We start from the raw sequence: 18,983 nt of genomic DNA on the forward strand, positions 1-18,983 counted from the left end.
CTTTAGCTGCGCCACCGCGCATAATTGAGTAAACTGCATAAAGAAATAGCCGCCTCCGCCTTCTTAGGAAATGTGATGACGAAAACCTTAAAGAAATATATGCCCATATTTACTGGGCCTACGCTAATCGCCTTTATTATTGCTTTTCTAGCTCCCTTTGTAATCGGTCTCTACCTTTCCTTTACGGAATTCACCACTATCTCGGATGCCAATTGGGTGGGGCTGGAAAACTATATGCAGGTATTCACCGCTCGGCAGGGCTTCATCGGAGCTCTTCTCTTTACCGCTCTCGTTTCGGGCGTGTCCATTATCAGCGTCAATGTCGGAGCTTTCTTCCTCGCGTATCTATTGACGCGCAAACTTCCCGGTACTAATTTTTTCCGCACCATCTTCTTCATGCCTAACCTAATCGGCGGCATCGTACTGGGATACACCTGGCAAGTAATGCTTAATTCTATTCTTTCCCGCTGGAATATGACGCTCCTATTAGACTGGCGGCTCGGCTTCTGCGGAATGGTAATGCTCATAAACTGGCAGCTAATGGGATACATGATGATTATCTACATTGCCGGCCTTCAAAATGTGCCACCGGAGCTAATAGAAGCAGCCAAAATAGACGGAGTGAATAAACGGCAGATGCTGCGCAATGTAACTTTGCCGATGATTGCTCCTTCTATTACTATCTGCCTCTTCCTCACCTTGGCAAATACCTTCAAGATTTACGATCAAAACCTCGCTCTCACTGCCGGCAACCCCTTAGGCCAGACAGAGATGGCAGCGCTGAATATCGTAAAGACTATGTATGACGCCTTCGGGCAGGAAGGCATAGGGCAAGCAAAAGCCGTTATGTTCTTCCTAATTGTGGGGCTGATTGCTTTCATACAGTTACGCTATACCCGGGCAAAGGAGATTGATCAATGAGCACCTTAGTGAAGCAAGAAGTTGCCGCTACGGATACAGCGGCAAATGTGGAAGCTAATCATCTCCCTCTCGGACGGAAGATTGGCCGCGGGACGCTTATAGCATTTCTCCTAGTGCTAGCAGTGATATTCTTAATCCCCATTCTCTTCATATTCTTAAACTCTTTTAAGGGAAAGTTTTTTATCGCCGATAGCCCCTTCTCGGTACCGCTGGGCGATACTTTCGTGGGGATTGCTAACTACAAAACCGGCCTAGAATTATCTGGATTCGCCTATGCGATTGGCTGGTCTTTCTTCATCACAATTTTCTCGGTCGTAGCGATTGTATTCTTCACCGCCATGACTGCCTACTACATCACCCGAGTGAAAACTTGGTGGACGAGCGCGCTCTACTATATGTTTGCGTTCTCAATGATTGTACCTTTCCAGATGGTAATGTTCCCGACTGTGAAGCTAGCCGATATGCTTTCGCTGAATTCACCTTGGGGCATGATTGTGCTCTATCTAGGATTTGGCGCCGGACTGGCGGTATTCCTTTACTCGGGATTCGTGAAGTCAATTCCGCTGGAGATTGAAGAAGCAGCTCTGATTGACGGTTGCTCTCCTCTACAAAACTACTTCCGGGTAGTGATGCCGATTCTTAAGCCCACTGCTATCACCGTAGCTATTCTGCAAGCGATGTGGGTATGGAACGACTACCTGCTCCCCTATCTGGTAATCGGCGTATCTACCAAGTACAAGACAATCCCCGTAGTGATTCAAATGCTGGTGGGATCGAACGGTAACCGAGATATGGGAGCCCTTATGGCCATGTTGGTGCTGGCCATCTTCCCAATTATTATCTTCTACCTCTTCTCTCAGAAATATATTATCGAGGGAGTAGCCGCCGGTGCGGTGAAGGGTTAAAGATAACCAATATTTCTGCTATTGATTAGCAAGAGTGGAGGCGGGAAAAATTCTCCCGTCTCCACTCTTTTATTAGCACTTATGACTAGAAGAAAAGTAGACTGCAGTTATGGCCGGACTTCTCTCTCCTGATTCACGTTTCTATCAAAGCTGGGCAAGCGCTGCCGATTTAGTAATCCTCAATTTGCTTATGATTCTGGGGAGTTTGCCTCTTTTCACCGCCGGAGCAGCTTTCACTGCCACCACCCGTATCACTGCCGAAATGGTACGAGAAGAAGAAACCTATGTGTGGAAAAGCTGGTGGCGAGCTTTCCGCGAAAATTTCCGCCTCGCCACCTTGGTGTGGGTGCCCGCCTTGGTGCTACTGAGCGGATTCTGGCTAGAAGAACGCTGGATATCCACCATGCGTAATTCCTTATTGGTAAGTGTATTTTTAGCTTTTATTCTGCTGGGGGTAGCTCTAATAGGCGCCTTTTTACTCTGGTATTTTCCCCTTATCTGCCACTTTGAAAACAATTTAACTACTCACGCGGCAAATGCCGTGCGCTTGGCACTCGGCTATCTTCCCCGCACTCTGCTCTGCTTGGCGTTAATTTTTCTCCCCGTGCTATTGGCGCTACTACTGCCGCAGATGCTAAATGCAATCGGAATTTTTATGGTGGCAATTGGTGGATCTTTTATTTTCTATCTAATTGCCCTAATACAAAAACCAGTACTAGCTCGGCTAAGCTAATAAGTAAGAGATACCCAATAAAGGAAACCTTGTGGAGAAAAACTGCTTAGAATCAACTGCCGCGCCCGATTTTGACGTAGTAATCGTCGGAGCGGGAGTGGCTGGATGCGTAGCCGCGATTGAATTGGCAAAGCAAGATTATTCGGTAGCGCTAATAGAACGCGGAGAGACACCTGGCGCTAAGAATCTTTCGGGGGGAATTTTTTATACCCGGGTAATGGAAGAAGTAATTCCCGATTTTCTCCGTACTGCTCCGTTGGAACGCGCTATTACTACTAATAATCTCTCTTTTCTCAATAAAGAATCAGCGGTGACTATCTCTTATCAAGATACCCGTCTGCAAGATCCAGTAAACGCAGTGAGCGTACTGCGCGCCAAATTAGATTCTTGGTTAGCTGAACAAGCAGAAGAAGCTGGAGTGCTGGTAATGCCCGGTGTGAAAGTGGATGAACTGCTTATGGAAGAAGGACAGATTTGCGGTATCCGCGCTGGTGATGAGGAAGTGCGCGCCCATATTACTATATTGGCCGACGGAGTAAATTCTTTCTTAGCCACTGCCGCGGGGATTCGCAGCAAAGCTCCTAATTCTGCGCTCGCCTTAGGAATAAAAAGTGTAATTGAAATCGGGGAGAAGGCTATCGAAGAGCGTTTTCACCTAGATAGCACCGCAACTACCTCCGGACTACCTAACGGCGCAGCTTTTTCTTTCCTCGGAGATGCCACCTGCGGCGGAGCGGGAGGCGGTTTCCTTTATACAAATAAAGAGTCCCTTTCGCTAGGGGTAGTACTCCGACTAGATGATTTAGTGAAAAAAGAACTCTCCGCTCCTGATATCCATGATTATTTCTTCAATCATCCCGTCTTAGCTCCCTATATTAAAGACGGAAAAGTCTTAGAGTACGGCTGCCATTTAACGATTGAAGACGCCCCCAGCCTCACCGCCCAGAAACTTTATGCCCCCGGGTTACTCATTATTGGAGATGCAGCAGGATTTACCCTAAATACGGGAATAGCTATTCGCGGCATGGATTTAGCTGCCGAATCTGCTCGCTGCGCCGCACAGGCCGCCCACACTGCTTTAGTTAAAGAAGATTTTTCAGCTGCGTCTCTTCGCTCCTACCAAAACTTTATTGACGAATCTTGGCTCGGAAAAGATCTTGCCACCTACCGGAGAGCACCGCAATTTTTTGAAAATGAACGCCTCTACCGCGATTATGGAAAGTTCCTCGGAGATACCTTTTTTGATCTTTATTCTCTGGATTTGCAGCCCCACCGTCCGTTACGCCAAGTAGTGATGAACAATCTGCAAAAATCTGGAATTAAAATGACGACGCTTATAAAAGACGCTTTCCGCGCCGGGCGAGCACTCTGAGAGGCAGGAGAAAAAGTGCGGAAACAACTGGCATATACCCAGTTTAAACTGGATGAAAACACTCATATAAAAATAACTAAAGAACTGGCCACAGATAAAGAAAGTAGTGCGGCTCTTATCCGCTGCTGCCCAGCCGGAGTATACAAAATCGATAAAGACGGAGAATTAACTGCCGACTATGCCGGTTGCCTTGAATGCGGCACTTGCCTCCAAATAGCTCCCGCCGGCACTTTATATTGGCATTACCCCAGCGGAGGCTACGGAGTCAGTTACCGGCAAGGCTGAGTAAAGCTTAAATAAAGTAGCAGTAATAGCCGAAATATAATCCCTAGACCTTGGGTTACGTTGGCTTGGATTACTTTGGGTTGGTATTTCTCTGCAGTTTTAGCTTTTGCCAATTTTTGCGTTTATCTAGGCGTCCGCGCGGTATTGGGCAATCCACCAATGCATAGCGATTGCCGCCGCTGCCGCTACATTCATCGAGCGAGTGGAACCAAATTGGGGAATATACACCATACCGGCGCAAAGCTCTCGGAGCTCTGGCGAAATTCCCCGCGATTCTTGCCCAAATACGAGCAAAGCGCGCCGCGGTAAACCGGTGCGTTCCAGCTGGGTGGAACCTTCCGTATTATCAATGGCAATTAACTCATAGTTATTTTCCGCCGCCCACTCCGCCAAATCTGCCGGTTGCGGGTGATGCAGTATATGCATATATCTATCTGTGACCAGTGCTCCTCGTCTATTCCATTTCCGCCGGCCGACTATATGAACAGCTCCCACATTAAAGGCATTACCCGTACGCGCAATAGATCCGATATTCAGATCGTGCTCTAAATTCTCAATCGCAATATGCAATTCACTGCGGCTAGAATCTAAATCCGCTTTTATAGCTTCTACGCTCCAGTAGCGGTATTTATCCACCACATTACGGGTATCGCCTTTTTCTAGTAGTTCTCTATCGAAGCGTGGATCATCCGGATATTCTCCTATCCACGGCCCTACTCCTGGAGACTGCGTCTGATAGTAAAGGTCATTCTGATCGAGAATACGTGGCGCTTCGGTATTTTCCACAGCTGGCGTAGCATCGGGCGCTAAATAGTCCATATTTACTGCGCTTTCAGAGCCGCCCGGATCTTTTCGAACCCGCATATTTCCGTACTAATGCGCGCGGAGCAAATTTCAAAGCGACATAAGTGGCTTTATAGAGCATAGAGGGAATCACCAATACTTTTCCGGCCCGCACTCCGTCTAGGGCAGCCCGCGCCACTTTCCGCGGCTTAATAAACATCCACTCTGCCCACTGCCCGGCATCTACATGCACCCGCTGATGGAACTCTGTATGCATAAGCCCGGGCATGACAGCAGTGATATTTACCCCGGTGCCGGCCAAATCATCAGCTAGGCCTTCTGTAAATACTTTCACCCAAGCTTTATGCGCAGAATATGTGCCCTGCACCGTCATAGAGGTAATAGAGGAAACATTGATGATTTGCCCAGACCCCCGCGCCACCATTGCGCCCACTGCGGCATGAGTGAGGACTAACAGTGCATTTACCATTAAGTTAGCTGCCGTGAGCTCTTGGGCTATAGAACCACCTACAAATTCTTGCCCGAGACCCATACCAGCGTTATTAATAAGTAAATCTACGGGATTTTCGGTATCTTGCAAGCGCAAAGCCACTTTTTCTACTTCGTCTGCCATAGTTAAATCAGCTGGTAAGACTTCTACCTGCACTCGGAAACGCCGTTCCATCTCCGCTGCCAAAGCGCGGAGATTCTCTTCGTTGCGCGCTACGATTACTAAATCGCTGCCTTCTGCCGCAAGTAACTGCACAAATTCTTTACCTAGCCCCGAGCTGGCTCCGGTGACTAACGCTAAACTCATAGTATTCCTTCCCCTGTACTTTCCTTCTAGGCTACTCGTTTTCTGAGGCAGGAAAAACTCCGCAAGCTTTTTTGAAAAAATTTTCGAAAAAATCTCGCTAAGCTGAGACTATGAGAATAGGTACTTGGAATGTAAATTCGGTGCGCGCCCGCCTAGAGCGTATTTGTGCGGTGCTCTCCCGCCACGATTTAGATGTATTGGCGCTCCAAGAAATTAAATGTAAGACCGAGCAATTTCCGGAAGCAGAAATTCGGGCGGCCGGCTACGAGGTAGTCGCCCACGGCCTAAATCAATGGAATGGCGTGGCGATAATTTCGCGCTTAGGTATGGAAAATGTGCGCTATTCTTTTCCCGGCCAGCCTGGATTCTTAAAAGGCGAGCCACCGGCAGGTCAAGGCTATATTTCTCATACTAGCCCCGAAGCGCGCGCCCTCGGCGTCACCACCGGCGGTATCGATTTTTGGAGTCTCTACGTACCGAATGGGCGGGCTGTAGAAGATCCGCACTACTACTACAAACTAGATTTTCTCCATCAACTAGCTATCTTTGCAGAAGAAAGTGCCCGCGATTCCCAAGCTCAAATCGCTTTAGCAGGAGATTGGAATGTAATCCCTACCGACGCCGACGTCTGGGATGCCACCGCCCTCGAAAGCGATATTTATATGACGGAAGCGGAACGAGCGGCCTTCTTTAATTTCTCCGAGATAGGCTATAGCGAAATTACGCGCCCCTTTACAAAGAATTATACTTTTTGGGACTACCAGCGCCTGCGCTTTCCGCGCAATGAAGGTATGCGCATTGACTATATTTATGCCTCTCCCGCTCTCGCGGCGCGAGCTCAAGCGGCACATATAGATAGAGATGAGCGAAAAGGAAAAGGCGCCTCCGACCACGTGCCGGTAATAGTAGATTTAGCTGACTAAAGCTCTGCCCACCCCATACTGTTGCAAACACTTTAAGACCGATATGGTGCAGGATTCTCAGACCGCCACCCCGTACTGTTGAAAAAATGCCGCATTAATGCCAAAATTTTATTTGTAATGACATATAGTCAAGACATTTACTTGCGCTGTTTGCCTGGAAAAATAAGGTAAAACAGCTAAATATCTTGCAAATATCCGGCTGCGCGGCAGCTACAAGGAGATAATAATGAGCAAAATTCGCGTTGGAATCGTAGGAGTAGGAAACTGTGCCTCTTCTTTTGTACAAGGAGTGCATTTCTACCACGACGCTAAACCCACCGATAAAGTACCGGGGCTTATGCACGTAAACTTTGGCGGTTACCATATAAATGATATTGAGTTTGTAGCAGCTTTTGACGTCGATGCGGAAAAAGTAGGAAAAGACCTTTCCGAAGCTATCTGGGCCAGCCAAAATAACACCTATAAATTCTGCGATGTGCCCCCACTCGGCGTCACCGTACAGCGCGGAAAGACTCTCGACGGTCTCGGAGATTACTATCTAGACACCATAACCGAATCCACCGCTCCAGAAGTAGATGTGGTAAAAACCCTCCAAGAGAAGAAAGTGGATGTATTGGTTTCCTACCTGCCGGTAGGTTCGGAAGAAGCCGATAAGTTCTATGCACAATGCGCCATAGACGCGAAAGTGGCTTTCGTGAACTGCCTACCTGTATTCATTGGCTCTAATAAAGAATGGGCACAGAAATTCCAAGACGCTGGGGTGCCAATTGTCGGAGACGATATTAAATCCCAGTATGGAGCCACTATTTCGCACCGAGATATTGTCCGCCTTATGGAAGAGCGTGGTGTACGGATTGACCGCACCTATCAGCTGAACGTAGGCGGCAATATGGACTTCATGAATATGTTGCAGCGCAACCGGTTAGAATCGAAGAAAATTTCCAAGACTAATGCTGTCACTTCCAATATGGAACGCCAGCTAGATCCACATGATATTCATGTCGGCCCCTCTGACTATGTGCCGTGGCTGGAAGATCGGAAATTCGCTTTTGTGCGCGTTGAAGGCACCACCTTTGGCGAAGTACCGATCCAGATTGAATACAAGCTGGAAGTTTGGGATTCACCAAATTCCGCCGGAATTGTGATTGACGCTGTCCGCGCAGCCAAGATTGCTCTCGATCGCGGTATTGGCGGCCCCATCCTTTCCGCAGCGTCTTACTTTATGAAGTCTCCTATGGAGCAGCGCCACGACAACGATGCGCGCGCTTCGGTAGAAGCCTTTATTAAAGGAGAGATAGAACGCTAAGCGTGCTACTAAAGCCCTAATAAGGCACAAAGAGCACTAAAAATAGAGCGCTCAGCAATTTCTACTTGAAATAAAGCGCTATCGCCTTTGCGAAGCAATACGTAGCCGCTCCTTTCCACTATGCGGGAAAGGAGCGGCTACTTTAGTAAATGCCTATTCACCTCACCAAAATAATCTGGCTCGGCGTAGTTTTCTCAGTCCGGCCGTTCCACAGAAAGCTGTAAGCGATGCTCCCGCTCGCCACCTTCTAAAGCTCCGGTATCCAGATCAGCTACATCTACGCGCACAGTATCGCCATCCGTAATCTTGCCAGCAAGAATCTGCTTTGCCAGCTGATCGCCAATTTCGCGCTGAATAAGCCGCCGCAGCGGGCGCGCTCCAAAGGCAGGATCATAGCCCTCTACCGTGAGCAAATCTTTTGCCGCTTCGCTAATGTGCAGGTGCAACTGCCGGTTCTGCAAACGCCGCACCAATTGCTCCAGCTGCAAATCCACAATCTTACCAATCTGCTCGATAGTGAGTGGACGGAACATAATTACATCGTCGAGACGATTCAAAAATTCCGGCTTAAAATGCTCCCGCACTAATTTCCATACTGCGGCATCTTTTTCGCTATCATCCAACTCTGCATCACTGAGATACTGCGAACCTAAATTGGAAGTGAGAATCAAGATAGTATTGCGGAAATCGACCGTACGCCCCTGCCCATCAGTCAAGCGACCATCGTCAAGCACCTGCAATAAAATATCAAATACTTCCGGATGCGCTTTCTCTACTTCGTCGAGCAGAATTACCGCATAGGGACGCCGGCGCACCGCCTCCGTAAGCTGGCCACCTTCTTCGTAGCCCACATATCCCGGAGGAGCTCCTACCAAGCGAGCTACCGAGTGCTTCTCTGCGTATTCCGACATATCGATGCGCACCATCGCCCGCTCATCGTCAAAGAGAAACTCTGCTAGCGATTTAGCTAGCTCGGTCTTTCCCACGCCAGTCGGACCTAAAAAGAGGAAAGAGCCAGACGGACGATTCGGATCAGCGATACCTGCCCGCGAGCGGCGCACCGCATCGGCGACACTCTGTACCGCTTTCTCTTGGCCGATAAGACGCTCTCCGATGTGTTTCTCCATCGAGAGCAGCTTCTCCGTCTCTCCTTGCAGCAATCTTCCCACTGGAATACCCGTCCAGGAAGCTACCACTTCGGCAATACCTTCCGCATCTACTCTCTCCGCAATCATGGGCTCAGTAGAATCTGCTTCTCTATCCGCAGATTCTGCTGCAGCTATTTGCCGCTCTACCTCTGGAATATCTCCATTCTGCAACCGGCCTGCATCTTCATAGCGACCTTCTCGTACCGCTTTTTCTAATTCGGTACGCAGTTTATCGAGCTGTACTCGCAATTCTCCCACTTTATTGCGGCCGGCTTTTTCTAGCTGCCAACGAGCATTAAGGGTAGCGAGCTCTTCGGATTTATCCGCCAGCTCCGCTTCGAGTTTTTCTAAACGTTGCGCAGCAGCTACATCGGTATCGTCCTCTTCCGTATCTTCCAGATAGGCTTTCTCCATTTTCAGCCGATCTACCTGCCGCTGCAATACGTCAATTTCTTCTGGAGAAGAATCTAATTCCATACGCAGGCGCGAGGCCGCTTCGTCGATTAAATCAATAGCCTTATCGGGGAGCTGCCGCTCGGTAATATAGCGATCCGAAAGCGTCGCTGCCGCCACTAGCGCTCCATCCGAAATAGTCACCTTATGGTGGGCTTCATATTTCGGAGCGATGCCGCGCAAAATAGCTACCGTGTCTTCTACACTCGGTTCTCCTACGTAAATTTGCTGGAATCTACGCTCTAGAGCAGGATCCTTTTCGATATTTTCGCGATACTCATCCAGAGTAGTAGCGCCCACCAGCCGTAGTTCGCCACGCGCCAGCATTGGCTTCAGCATATTGCCGGCATCCATAGCCCCATCAGCTCCGCCGCCAGCTCCCACTACCGTATGTAGCTCATCGATAAAAGTTACTACTTCTCCCGCAGAATCTTTTATCTCCTGTAGCACGGCCTTAAAACGCTCTTCAAATTCACCGCGATATTTCGCACCAGCCACCATGGCCGCCACATCTAACTGAATCAGCCGCTTTCCCCGCAGCGATTCCGGCACATCGCCATCTACAATACGCTGCGCCAAGCCTTCCACTACAGCAGTTTTACCGACTCCCGGCTCGCCAATCAGCACGGGGTTATTTTTAGTACGCCGCGAAAGCACCTGTACTACGCGGCGAATTTCGCTATCCCGCCCGATTACCGGATCGAGTTTGCCTTCCCGCGCCATTTGGGTCAAATCGCTACCATATTTTTCCAGAGCCTGGAAAGTACCTTCCGGATCGGGGTTATCCACTTTTGCACTTCCCCGCACCTGCGGCAAAGCAGCTGCTAGCTGCTCCCGCCCAGCTCCGGCCGTACGTAAAATCTCTCCCGCCGATTGCGCCGAATCAGCCAAGGCGAGCAGCAGATGCTCCGTGGAAATATAGCTATCACCTAAAGCGGTAGCTTCTTTTCCGGCGTTGCTGAGAATTAAAGAAAAATTACGGGAAACTTGTGGCTGGCCTACATTCGCTCCACTTGCTCCCGGAAGTGCCGCTAATACTGCCTGTACCCGCTGGGCAATAACGTTTTTATCTACCCCTACTGCCTCGAGTAAAGCTACAGCTATACCCGCAGGTTGATTTATTAATGCAGCTAAGAGGTGAGTTGGCTCCAGCTGCGGATTTCCGGCTGCAGCAGCGCTCTGCATAGCTGCAGATACCGCTTCCTGCGCCTTTGTAGTCATCTTATCCATCTTATAGACCTCCGTCTTACGCACCGGCATACCGGAGCGCTAAATTTTGTATTCATATACTGTAACGCAGAAAACTTTGAGTCTATTCCACTCAAGTTTAAATAGAGAGTGAACCGCCTCACCCTGAGCGCGCAACTGAATTCTTATTTCTTATTCGAAGCTTTTTCAGTACTTATTTTGGTATTTTTCAGGCACTTATTCTGGCGCTTTTTCGGCTCCCACTCCCGGCCACCGCCACGCCACCGGCGAAATTTGCTCCGGAGTAAATACCTCTAAAAATTCGCTACTGCTCCGCACTTCTTCCCAACCCAAAGAAGCCGCGAGAAGCTGCACAATATCTGCCGCTTGCAACCCTAAATCCCGTAACTGGCTGAGGGTAACTGCACCATCTCTCTTGGCTAGGCGTTGCCCCGCCATATTCAAAACTAAAGGTACGTGGCAGTACTCTGGCCGCGGTATCCCCAACAGCTGCTGGAAATACACTTGCCGCGGCGTGGAGGGCAATAAATCATCTCCTCGTACTATCTGTGTAATTCCCATATCGCCGTCATCCAGCACCGATACAAAATTATAGGAATATACTCCGTCACCGCGTTTAAGCACGAAATCATCTACTAAACCGCAATATAATCCCAGATTTTTATCATGCACTTCCAAGTGCTGATTTTCCGCTCGTAAACGCCACGCCACCTGCCGCCCAGGGCGCGCCGCAGCCCGCTCTGCGCGCTCTTCCGGCGATAAATTCCGGCAAATACCTGGATAAGCACCCGGCGGGGTATGCGGAGCAGAGGCAATTTCCGCTAATTCGCGGCGAGTACAGTAGCACGGATAGAGTAAATCTTGGCCTTGCAACTCTTGAAAATAGTGATCATAAAAATCTTGCCGCTCCGACTGCTTTATCGGCGTAGCATCCCAGGTAATCCCCAGCGCTTCTAAATCATGCAATTGCCTATCTACATATAGCGGCCGCGAGCGCGTATCCAGATCTTCGATTCGTAAATAAAAATTCTTCCCCGCTTTTCGCGCATAAGCCCAAGCTAATAAGGCCGTACGCAAATTCCCTAAATGCAAATCGCCGGACGGAGAAGGCGCGTAGCGCCCCGCACCCGCACCGCAGATTTTTGCTTGCCAAAAAGCGGTATCTGGAAAATCCATACTCTTATTCTGAAACAGGGCTACCTGAGGAGCAAACCATAGCGCTATTTTCGAGCGGATATACTGCTATTAACTCTGCAATGTCGAAAAAATATTAGACGTAGCTAGCCACAGCCAATAGTATTAAATAGCGAGTACGGTACAGAACAATAAAGGCAGAAAAATGCAGATTCACACTTTTGCAGAAGTAATCTCTCCCGAAATAGATAATGCCTTATATCGCGCAACTATTGAGAATTTACAAACTCTGGGAACTCCAGTAAAGGCAGAATTTCCGGGAGAAATTCCCGGGGCGGCTGCAAAAATAGCTGCTATTTGCCCGCAATTTTACTGTGTAGCTGCCGGCGCACCCATAGCCGAGCAAGCCCCCACAGATGCGCCTACAGATACACCAACAGACGCACCGAACGCAACTGTGAAAAATGCGCCGTATCAATACGTCGCAGTACTGGAGAGCCAAAAGTTTTCCGTAGCAGCCGCCACACTCGGCGATTTACCTCTTATATGTTTAATAGACGCCCAAACACATCCACAGGAGGCAGCACAAGCTGAAAACTGGGCAGCTAAATACCCTTGGCAGGTGCTCGTCTGCGAAAAAGATGGCCGCTGGACGCTACACCAAAAAGCACATACTCCACACACTTTGCCAGCTTTTACGCAAACTGAAACTGCTGGTAACACAGGATCTACTAGCGATATCGGAACTACCATTACTAGCGGAGCTAATAGCGAAACCACAGGTTTCGCGAACTGGGCAGGATTTGTAGCTGGATTCCTCAATGCGCTCTCTGCTGGATTAGATATAGAGCGCGCCGCTCTTTTTGCACAGTACATAGCGGCAGGGATGGGTGATTTTCCCAGCGGATTATTATCCTAGTCCTTTCCTAAACTCTTTCCCCTAGATTTACCCTAAACTCTCTCCTCAAATCTCCCTTCTTCGGGGAATTTTCTCTGCGAAATTTTCTCTAAGGAATTTTCAGAGCAATTATTTTACGAAGGAAAAAGCGTAAGCCGCCGGGGATTCCAGACCACTAAATCTTGCGAATCGCTCTGCCCTTGCCGGCGTAAAGCAGCCCGTAATTGATCTAAACGCTCTGCCATCATCACTTGGCCTTCGGCGCTGGCGGCAAATACCCGATTATCTTTCCGGTATTGCCGCTCTAATTCTGCCCGCATGATTTCTCCCAATTGGCTCATGCGCTCTAGCTGCTTTTCCAAATGCACGCGGGTAGCTTCTAATTTTTCTACTTCCCGCTTCAATTCAAGGATTCGAGCAATACCTGAAAGATTTATACCTTCTTCTTGGGAAAGACGCTGCACCTCAATTAGTTTATCTACATCTGTAAGAGAATAACGCCGTCCGCCGCCGCGTGCGCGGCGCGCCGGCACTAAGCCTAAGCGATCGTACTGGCGCACCGTCTGAGCATGCATTCCCGCCAGCTCCGCAGCGACAGAAACGGTGAGGATAGGGGCACTTCGCGATACTTTAGCCATCTTTTCTCCTATTTTCTCCGAAACCCTATCCCTTACAGTTTAGCCATTTCCTTTAGCTTTTCGCGCGGATCTGCTCCTTCAGCACTGCGGCGGAATTCTTCTACCGCGGCGCGGCTCGCTTCCGAAAGTTTCTTCGGCACCACTACCTTTAGACGCACATATAAATCGCCTTGCTTACCTTGCACATTACGCAGACCCTTACCACGCACGCGCAGCAGCTTATCGGTAGAAGACCCGGCAGGTACTTTCACTCCCACGATTTCTCCAGAAATCGTCGGCACTTCAATAGTCGCTCCCAGAGCCGCCTCATCGAAAGAAATTGGCACGTTTTCGTACACATCTCTTCCCTGCACCTCAAATACAGGGTGAGGCTCCACCGTCACCTGTAGAATAATATCTCCTGGGGCTCCCCCATTTATTCCCGGCTGTCCTTTACCGGCAATACGAATTTTTTGCCCATTCGTCACTCCGGCCGGCACGCGCGCCGTAACTGCAGAATTACCGTTTTGCACTTTTACTGTAGTGCCAGCTACTGCCTCTCGAAGCGGAATCGATACTTGGGAATTAATATTGGCCCCGCGCTCTGAGCGACGGCGTGAATTAAAACCATTAAAGCCACCGAAACTTCCCGCACTGGCATAACCGTTTCCAGCACGAGCACCGCCTCCGAACATCGACGAAAGAACATCTTCAAAGCCAGCTCCACCGCCACTGGTAGAAAAGCGCACTTTTCCACCTGGACCACTGAACATAGAAAACATATCTTCGAAACTGCCATCACTTCCGGGAGCAAAACGAGCTCCTCCGCCTGCCATGGCGCGAATAGCATCGTATTCCTTGCGCTTCCCGTCATCGGACAGCACCTGATAGGCTTCGGCTACTTCTTTAAACTTTTCTTCGGCTTTCTTATCGCCCGGATTCTGATCGGGGTGATATTTACGTGCCAGCTTCCGATAGGCTTTTTTAATATCCTTAGCATCGGCATCTTTCGCTACCCCGAGTACTTGATAAAAATCTTTTGCCATCCAATCTTGATTAGCCATCACGCTCACCTCCTATTTCTATAAAATTTTGCGCCTAGCAATATCTCCACCAATTTTCACTCCGGAGATACCACTCCTACCCGGGCTGGACGCAGTACCTTTTCTCCCGTCCGATATCCCGGCTGCATAAGCTGGGCTATTTCTTCTTTTTCCACCTCTGCCGAAGTCTGATGCATCAACGCTTCATGCAACTGTGGATCAAATTCATCGCCCGCCTGTCCGTAGCGCTCTAATTGAAAATTAGTTTTTAAGGTATTTTCCAGCTCTTCCACCACAGCTCCAGCCGAACCTTGCAAATCACCGTGCACCCGAGCTAGCTCCGCATTGTCCAGCACTCCGAGGAGGCTTTCCAAGACTTTCTGCACCCCAATTTCCTGGTAACGCAGATTTTCCTGCTTTGCCCGTTTCACATAACCGTTATACTCCTGCTGTAGGTTGTAGTTATCAGCTTGAGCACGCGCTAATTTATCTTTTAGCTCGGTTACTTCCAATAAGGCCTGATCTAACTCCGAAAGCTCCGCAATCCCCTCCGCAGCCGGTTCGCCCTTATCTGCTGCACCGGCTAGGTCAGCAGCTAAATTTTCCGGCTCTTGTGGCGAAAAATTTTGCTCTTGCTCTTTTTTCTCTTCCGACATTCCACTTCTCCTTACAGCTCTCTCCCGGGGCAGAGTATCCAAAAGATACTCTGCCCCGGTATTTAATTACTAATAGCCGCCGCGCGGATTAGTTTTTATCGCCTTCTTCGTCCACGATTTCGGCATCGACTACGTCATCTTCTCCTGCTTGCGCATTCTGCGCCGCTTCGCTCCAGCCATCTTGGCCAGCTTCTGCTTGCGCCGCTTGCGCTTGGGCATAGAGAGCCTGCCCAATTTGCTGCGCCTTCTGATTCATCTCTTCTTGCGCAGCTTTAATGGCTTCAACATCGTCGCCTTCCAGCGCTTTCTTCAGTTTCGCCGCTGCTTCGCTCACTTCACTGCTCACAGCTTCATCGAGCTTGTCTTTATTGTCTGCCAACAATTTCTCGATGCTGTACACCTGCTGCTCAGCAGCATTGCGTAATTCAGTTTCTTCCTTACGCTTCTCATCTTCCGCAGCGTGCTCTTCTGCTTCCTTCACCATCCGGTCGATATCTTCTTTCGAAAGTGCCGATCCGCCGGTGATAGTCACAGACTGCTCCTTGCCCGTACCCAAATCCTTTGCAGATACGTGCACAATGCCGTTGGCGTCAATATCGAAAGTAACTTCAATCTGCGGTACTCCGCGCGGTGCCGGTGCAATTCCCGAAAGTTCGAAAGTGCCGAGCAACTTATTATCGCGCGCAAAAGAACGCTCACCCTGGTACACCTGAATGAGTACCGAAGGCTGATTATCAGCTGCCGTCGAGAATAGCTCACTCCGCTTCGTGGGGATAGCAGTATTCCGCTCAATTAGCTTGGTGAGAATACCACCGTTAGTTTCAATTCCGAGCGAAAGCGGGGTGACGTCGATCAAGAGTACGTCATTGCGATCGCCGGTAATTACTCCAGCCTGCAGAGCAGCTCCTACTGCTACAACTTCGTCCGGATTTACTCCCTTATTAGGCTCTTTACCGCCCGTCAGTTCCTTAACCACTTCGGTAACTGCCGGCATCCGGGTGGAGCCTCCTACCATTACCACATGGTCAATTTCGGAAAGCTTAATATCAGCATCTTTTATTACATTCTGGAAAGGTACCTTGGTGCGCTCCAGTAAATCTTTCGTCATATCTTCGAACTTGGCCCGGCTCAACTTCTCATCGAGATGAATCGGCCCATTCTCACTCATCGAGAGATACTGCAGAGTGATATTTGTGGTCGTAGCAGAAGAGAGCTCTTTCTTAGCTTGTTCTGCTGCTTCCTTTAAACGCTGTAGAGCGATCTTATCCTTTGAAAGATCCACACCGTCTTTATTCTTCACTTGGGTAATCAGCCAATCTACGATTCGTTGATCCCAATCATCGCCGCCGAGTTTATTATCGCCCGAAGTGGCGCGCACCTGAATAGTGGAGAATCCATCGTCATCTTTTCCGACTTCCAGTAAAGACACGTCAAAAGTGCCACCACCCAAATCGAATACCAAGATGAGTTCATCTTCCTTACCTTTTTCCAAACCATAAGCGAGCGCTGCCGCCGTCGGTTCGTTCACAATGCGCTGCACATTCAATCCAGCAATCTGCCCGGCATCCTTCGTGGCCTGCCGCTGAGCATCATTGAAGTAGGCTGGCACAGTAATTACTGCGTCCGTCACTTTTTCACCTAAATAGGCCTCGGCGTCTTTCTTTAATTTCTGCAAAATAAAAGCCGAGATTTGCTGCGGAGTGTAATCCTTGCCGTCAATTTCAATCTTCCAGTTCGGATCGCCCATATGCCGCTTTACCGAAGATACCGTCCGATCCACATTGGTGACGGCCTGTCGCTTAGCGATTTCTCCTACTAAAATTTCACCACTCTTAGAAAATCCCACTACCGAGGGAGTGGTGCGCTGCCCTTCCGCATTGGCAATTACCGTGGGTTCGCCGCCTTCGAGGACGGAGACCACAGAATTCGTAGTTCCTAAATCAATTCCTACTGCCCGAGTCATTTCTTCTCCTTTACTAGCCGGCGAAGCGCTTACTCGCGATTCTCCGCTATACTTCTTAACTTTCACTTCAAGTCTGCCTTATCAATTGAACTTATGTCCAATCGGTACATCATTTCTTGAGTCCAATAAGCTCAACTCTTAAGCGAGAAATTTTATTCCCACATCTTGCAAATGCTGCTTTTTATTTCCCTGCCCCCTTTCCAGCACCAATAAAATTGCAGGAAAAAATCCCAGTTCAGCGGGTTATTTTTTCAGTTACCGCTTTTGATTTTTCTAAAAAGTGATAAAGGTCATAGCTTAATTTTGCAGGCTGAGTAAATTGCCTTGCTCGCCCACCCTATATGCCATAATGAAGCTATGAGCTTGAGTATCGGAGTAGATATCGGCGGCACAAAGATAGCCGCCGGCGTAGTAGACGAAGCGGGCACGATTCTCGCACGCCGCCGGCGCCCGAGTCCGGCAGATGATTCCAACGCTGCCCTCCGGATTACTACCGAAATAGTGCAGGAATTAGTTGCAGAGTTCCCGGTGGCCACGATTGGCATCGGTGTGCCCGGATTCGTAGATCCTAGCCAGAAAAAAATCATTTTTGGCCCTAATATCGACTGGGACGGTGCCGATATCGGCGGGCAAGTAGCCACCGCCACCGGCTTAGCTTGCTATTTAGAGAATGATGCCAACGCCGCTGCTTGGGGGGAATATAAATTTGGCGCCGCTAGCTCCTATCACTCTCCTATTACAGTAACTATCGGTACCGGAATTGGGGGCGGCATTATTATTGACGGTAAACTCCTGCGCGGCGCCAGCGGGTTTGCCGGAGAAATCGGACATATGGAAATAGTGCCCGACGGATTACCGTGCGGATGCGGGCAAAAAGGTTGCTGGGAAGTATATGGCTCTGGCAATGCGCTCACTGCCACGGCGCGCAAATTAGCGGCGAGCTACCCCGCACGCGCAGCGCGCCTACTGGAACTCGCCGGTGGAAAAGTGGAAGCAATTAGCGGATTACTAATCACCGAAGCCGCACAGCAAGGAGATAGCGCCGCGCAAACTGCCTTTAGCGAAACTGGAAAATGGATTGGAAAAGGACTCGCCAACTTAGCCGCAATTTTCGATCCGGACGCTTTTGTACTCTCAGGTGGGGTTTGTGAAGCCAAAGATTTACTCCTTGCACCCGTGCAGAGCACTTTCACCGCAAATCTGACTATGGCGGCACACCGCCCCCAGCCGGATTTAGTGATTGCCCAGCTAGGAAACGAAGCCGGACTAATCGGAGCAGCTGATCTTGCTAGGTGCCATCCCTAGATAAAACTTCCCGAATGCTGCCTCAAGCGCGAACTAGTAAAACTAGCGGGGGCTACCGGTTTTGAACTAGCCCCTGAAAGTTGGACTGGTTTAATTCTAGGCGGTTAGGGCTTCAAGGCCGTAGTTGAATTCGTGGTTACCAGCACCCACCGCATCGTATTTCAAGTAGTTGAACACACTAGCCATCAGGTCAACAGTGCTATCTGTCCGGTTCGCGTGGTACACCATTTCGATTCATGAGCCCTGCGCAGCGTCGCCGTTGTCTAGAAGCAGCACGGCGTTCTTACCTTTTTCTTCACGAACGTTCTGGATTGCCGTTGAGGGGTGATCCATACCGCGAACATTTTGGGGTTTGGAAGAGCCAAAGGGCTGCCCGGTGAAGTAGTCGTGGTCCACTAGGGTGCCATAAATGAAGGTTTTGGTTTTCAAAACAAAACAGGCAAGGTTACTTTTGTACTTTAACTTCACTTGAGATGCAGGTCTTACAAATTTGCGCTCGTACATATCGCGGA

At 49.4% G+C, this 18,983-nt stretch carries 18 protein-coding genes; 9 read left to right on the forward strand and 9 right to left on the reverse strand.

The window, feature by feature from the left end:
• Positions 1-75 precede the first annotated feature (75 nt).
• The 5 genes from BQ7117_RS06850 to BQ7117_RS06870 all read left to right on the forward strand — a co-directional run bounded on the left by BQ7117_RS06850 (position 76) and on the right by BQ7117_RS06870 (position 4,216).
• Positions 76-921 carry a carbohydrate ABC transporter permease gene (locus BQ7117_RS06850; protein WP_073996784.1) on the forward strand — a complete coding sequence of 282 codons (846 nt, stop codon included), beginning with the start codon at positions 76-78 and terminating at the stop codon, positions 919-921.
• The gene (locus BQ7117_RS06855) at positions 918-1,826 is read left to right on the forward strand and encodes a carbohydrate ABC transporter permease (protein ID WP_084790004.1); all 909 of its coding nucleotides are present in this window, start codon (positions 918-920) and stop codon (positions 1,824-1,826) included. Before BQ7117_RS06850 ends, BQ7117_RS06855 begins: the two co-directional genes overlap by 4 nt.
• Before the next feature lie 109 nt (positions 1,827-1,935).
• Entirely contained in the window at positions 1,936-2,559 is a 624-nt protein-coding gene (locus tag BQ7117_RS06860; protein WP_073996785.1) for a MusI family membrane protein, read from the forward strand.
• 31 nt (positions 2,560-2,590) lie between these two features.
• Positions 2,591-3,931 (forward strand): FAD-dependent oxidoreductase, encoded by a 1,341-nt coding sequence (locus BQ7117_RS06865; protein ID WP_073996786.1) that lies wholly within the window; start codon positions 2,591-2,593, stop codon positions 3,929-3,931.
• Positions 3,932-3,946: 15 nt separating this feature from the next.
• Positions 3,947-4,216 (forward strand): ferredoxin family protein, encoded by a 270-nt coding sequence (locus BQ7117_RS06870; protein ID WP_073996787.1) that lies wholly within the window; start codon positions 3,947-3,949, stop codon positions 4,214-4,216.
• A 126-nt stretch (positions 4,217-4,342) separates the two neighbouring features.
• On the opposite strand, the gene BQ7117_RS06875 is transcribed toward BQ7117_RS06870, so the two are convergent.
• Both BQ7117_RS06875 and BQ7117_RS06880 read right to left on the reverse strand, forming a co-directional pair.
• Entirely contained in the window at positions 4,343-5,080 is a 738-nt protein-coding gene (locus BQ7117_RS06875) for a TrmH family RNA methyltransferase (RefSeq protein WP_073996788.1), read from the reverse strand.
• A complete protein-coding gene (locus BQ7117_RS06880; protein WP_073996789.1) occupies positions 5,049-5,816 on the reverse strand; it encodes an SDR family NAD(P)-dependent oxidoreductase in 768 nt (255 codons plus the stop codon). Before BQ7117_RS06880 ends, BQ7117_RS06875 begins: the two co-directional genes overlap by 32 nt.
• Before the next feature lie 110 nt (positions 5,817-5,926).
• On the opposite strand from BQ7117_RS06880, the gene BQ7117_RS06885 reads away from it, so the two are divergent.
• On the forward strand, positions 5,927-6,739 hold the full coding sequence (locus tag BQ7117_RS06885; protein WP_073996790.1) for an exodeoxyribonuclease III: 813 nt from the start codon (positions 5,927-5,929) through the stop codon (positions 6,737-6,739).
• Between the two features lie 226 nt (positions 6,740-6,965).
• Positions 6,966-8,045 (forward strand): inositol-3-phosphate synthase, encoded by a 1,080-nt coding sequence (locus tag BQ7117_RS06890; protein ID WP_073996791.1) that lies wholly within the window; start codon positions 6,966-6,968, stop codon positions 8,043-8,045.
• Positions 8,046-8,239: 194 nt separating this feature from the next.
• Here BQ7117_RS06890 and clpB read toward each other — a convergent pair whose 3' ends face one another.
• Both clpB and gluQRS read right to left on the reverse strand, forming a co-directional pair.
• Positions 8,240-10,876, reverse strand: coding sequence for an ATP-dependent chaperone ClpB (gene clpB, locus BQ7117_RS06895; RefSeq protein ID WP_073996792.1), 2,637 nt, complete (start codon positions 10,874-10,876; stop codon positions 8,240-8,242).
• A gap of 195 nt (positions 10,877-11,071) precedes the next feature.
• Complete coding sequence (gluQRS, locus tag BQ7117_RS06900) at positions 11,072-12,031, reverse strand: tRNA glutamyl-Q(34) synthetase GluQRS (protein WP_073996793.1); 960 nt, start codon at positions 12,029-12,031, stop codon at positions 11,072-11,074.
• 163 nt (positions 12,032-12,194) lie between these two features.
• Here gluQRS and BQ7117_RS06905 point away from each other — a divergent pair, with 163 nt between their 5' ends.
• A complete protein-coding gene (locus BQ7117_RS06905; protein ID WP_073996794.1) occupies positions 12,195-12,908 on the forward strand; it encodes a hypothetical protein in 714 nt (237 codons plus the stop codon).
• A 113-nt stretch (positions 12,909-13,021) separates the two neighbouring features.
• Here BQ7117_RS06905 and BQ7117_RS06910 read toward each other — a convergent pair whose 3' ends face one another.
• The 4 genes from BQ7117_RS06910 to dnaK all read right to left on the reverse strand — a co-directional run bounded on the left by BQ7117_RS06910 (position 13,022) and on the right by dnaK (position 17,166).
• Positions 13,022-13,525: a heat shock protein transcriptional repressor HspR gene (locus BQ7117_RS06910; protein WP_073996795.1), complete on the reverse strand. Its 504-nt coding sequence runs from the start codon at positions 13,523-13,525 to the stop codon at positions 13,022-13,024.
• 32 nt (positions 13,526-13,557) lie between these two features.
• A complete protein-coding gene (locus BQ7117_RS06915) occupies positions 13,558-14,568 on the reverse strand; it encodes a DnaJ C-terminal domain-containing protein (RefSeq protein ID WP_073996796.1) in 1,011 nt (336 codons plus the stop codon).
• A 56-nt stretch (positions 14,569-14,624) separates the two neighbouring features.
• Positions 14,625-15,203: a nucleotide exchange factor GrpE gene (locus BQ7117_RS06920; RefSeq protein WP_073996797.1), complete on the reverse strand. Its 579-nt coding sequence runs from the start codon at positions 15,201-15,203 to the stop codon at positions 14,625-14,627.
• Between the two features lie 88 nt (positions 15,204-15,291).
• Positions 15,292-17,166, reverse strand: coding sequence for a molecular chaperone DnaK (gene dnaK, locus BQ7117_RS06925; protein ID WP_073997040.1), 1,875 nt, complete (start codon positions 17,164-17,166; stop codon positions 15,292-15,294).
• A gap of 357 nt (positions 17,167-17,523) precedes the next feature.
• On the opposite strand from dnaK, the gene BQ7117_RS06930 reads away from it, so the two are divergent.
• On the forward strand, positions 17,524-18,471 hold the full coding sequence (locus BQ7117_RS06930; RefSeq protein ID WP_073996798.1) for an ROK family protein: 948 nt from the start codon (positions 17,524-17,526) through the stop codon (positions 18,469-18,471).
• A gap of 234 nt (positions 18,472-18,705) precedes the next feature.
• Here BQ7117_RS06930 and BQ7117_RS06935 read toward each other — a convergent pair whose 3' ends face one another.
• Positions 18,706-18,975 (reverse strand): hypothetical protein, encoded by a 270-nt coding sequence (locus BQ7117_RS06935; protein ID WP_143273989.1) that lies wholly within the window; start codon positions 18,973-18,975, stop codon positions 18,706-18,708.
• Positions 18,976-18,983 lie beyond the last annotated feature (8 nt).

Source organism: Arcanobacterium urinimassiliense, from assembly GCF_900119495.1.
Lineage (GTDB): Bacteria > Actinomycetota > Actinomycetes > Actinomycetales > Actinomycetaceae > Arcanobacterium_A > Arcanobacterium_A urinimassiliense.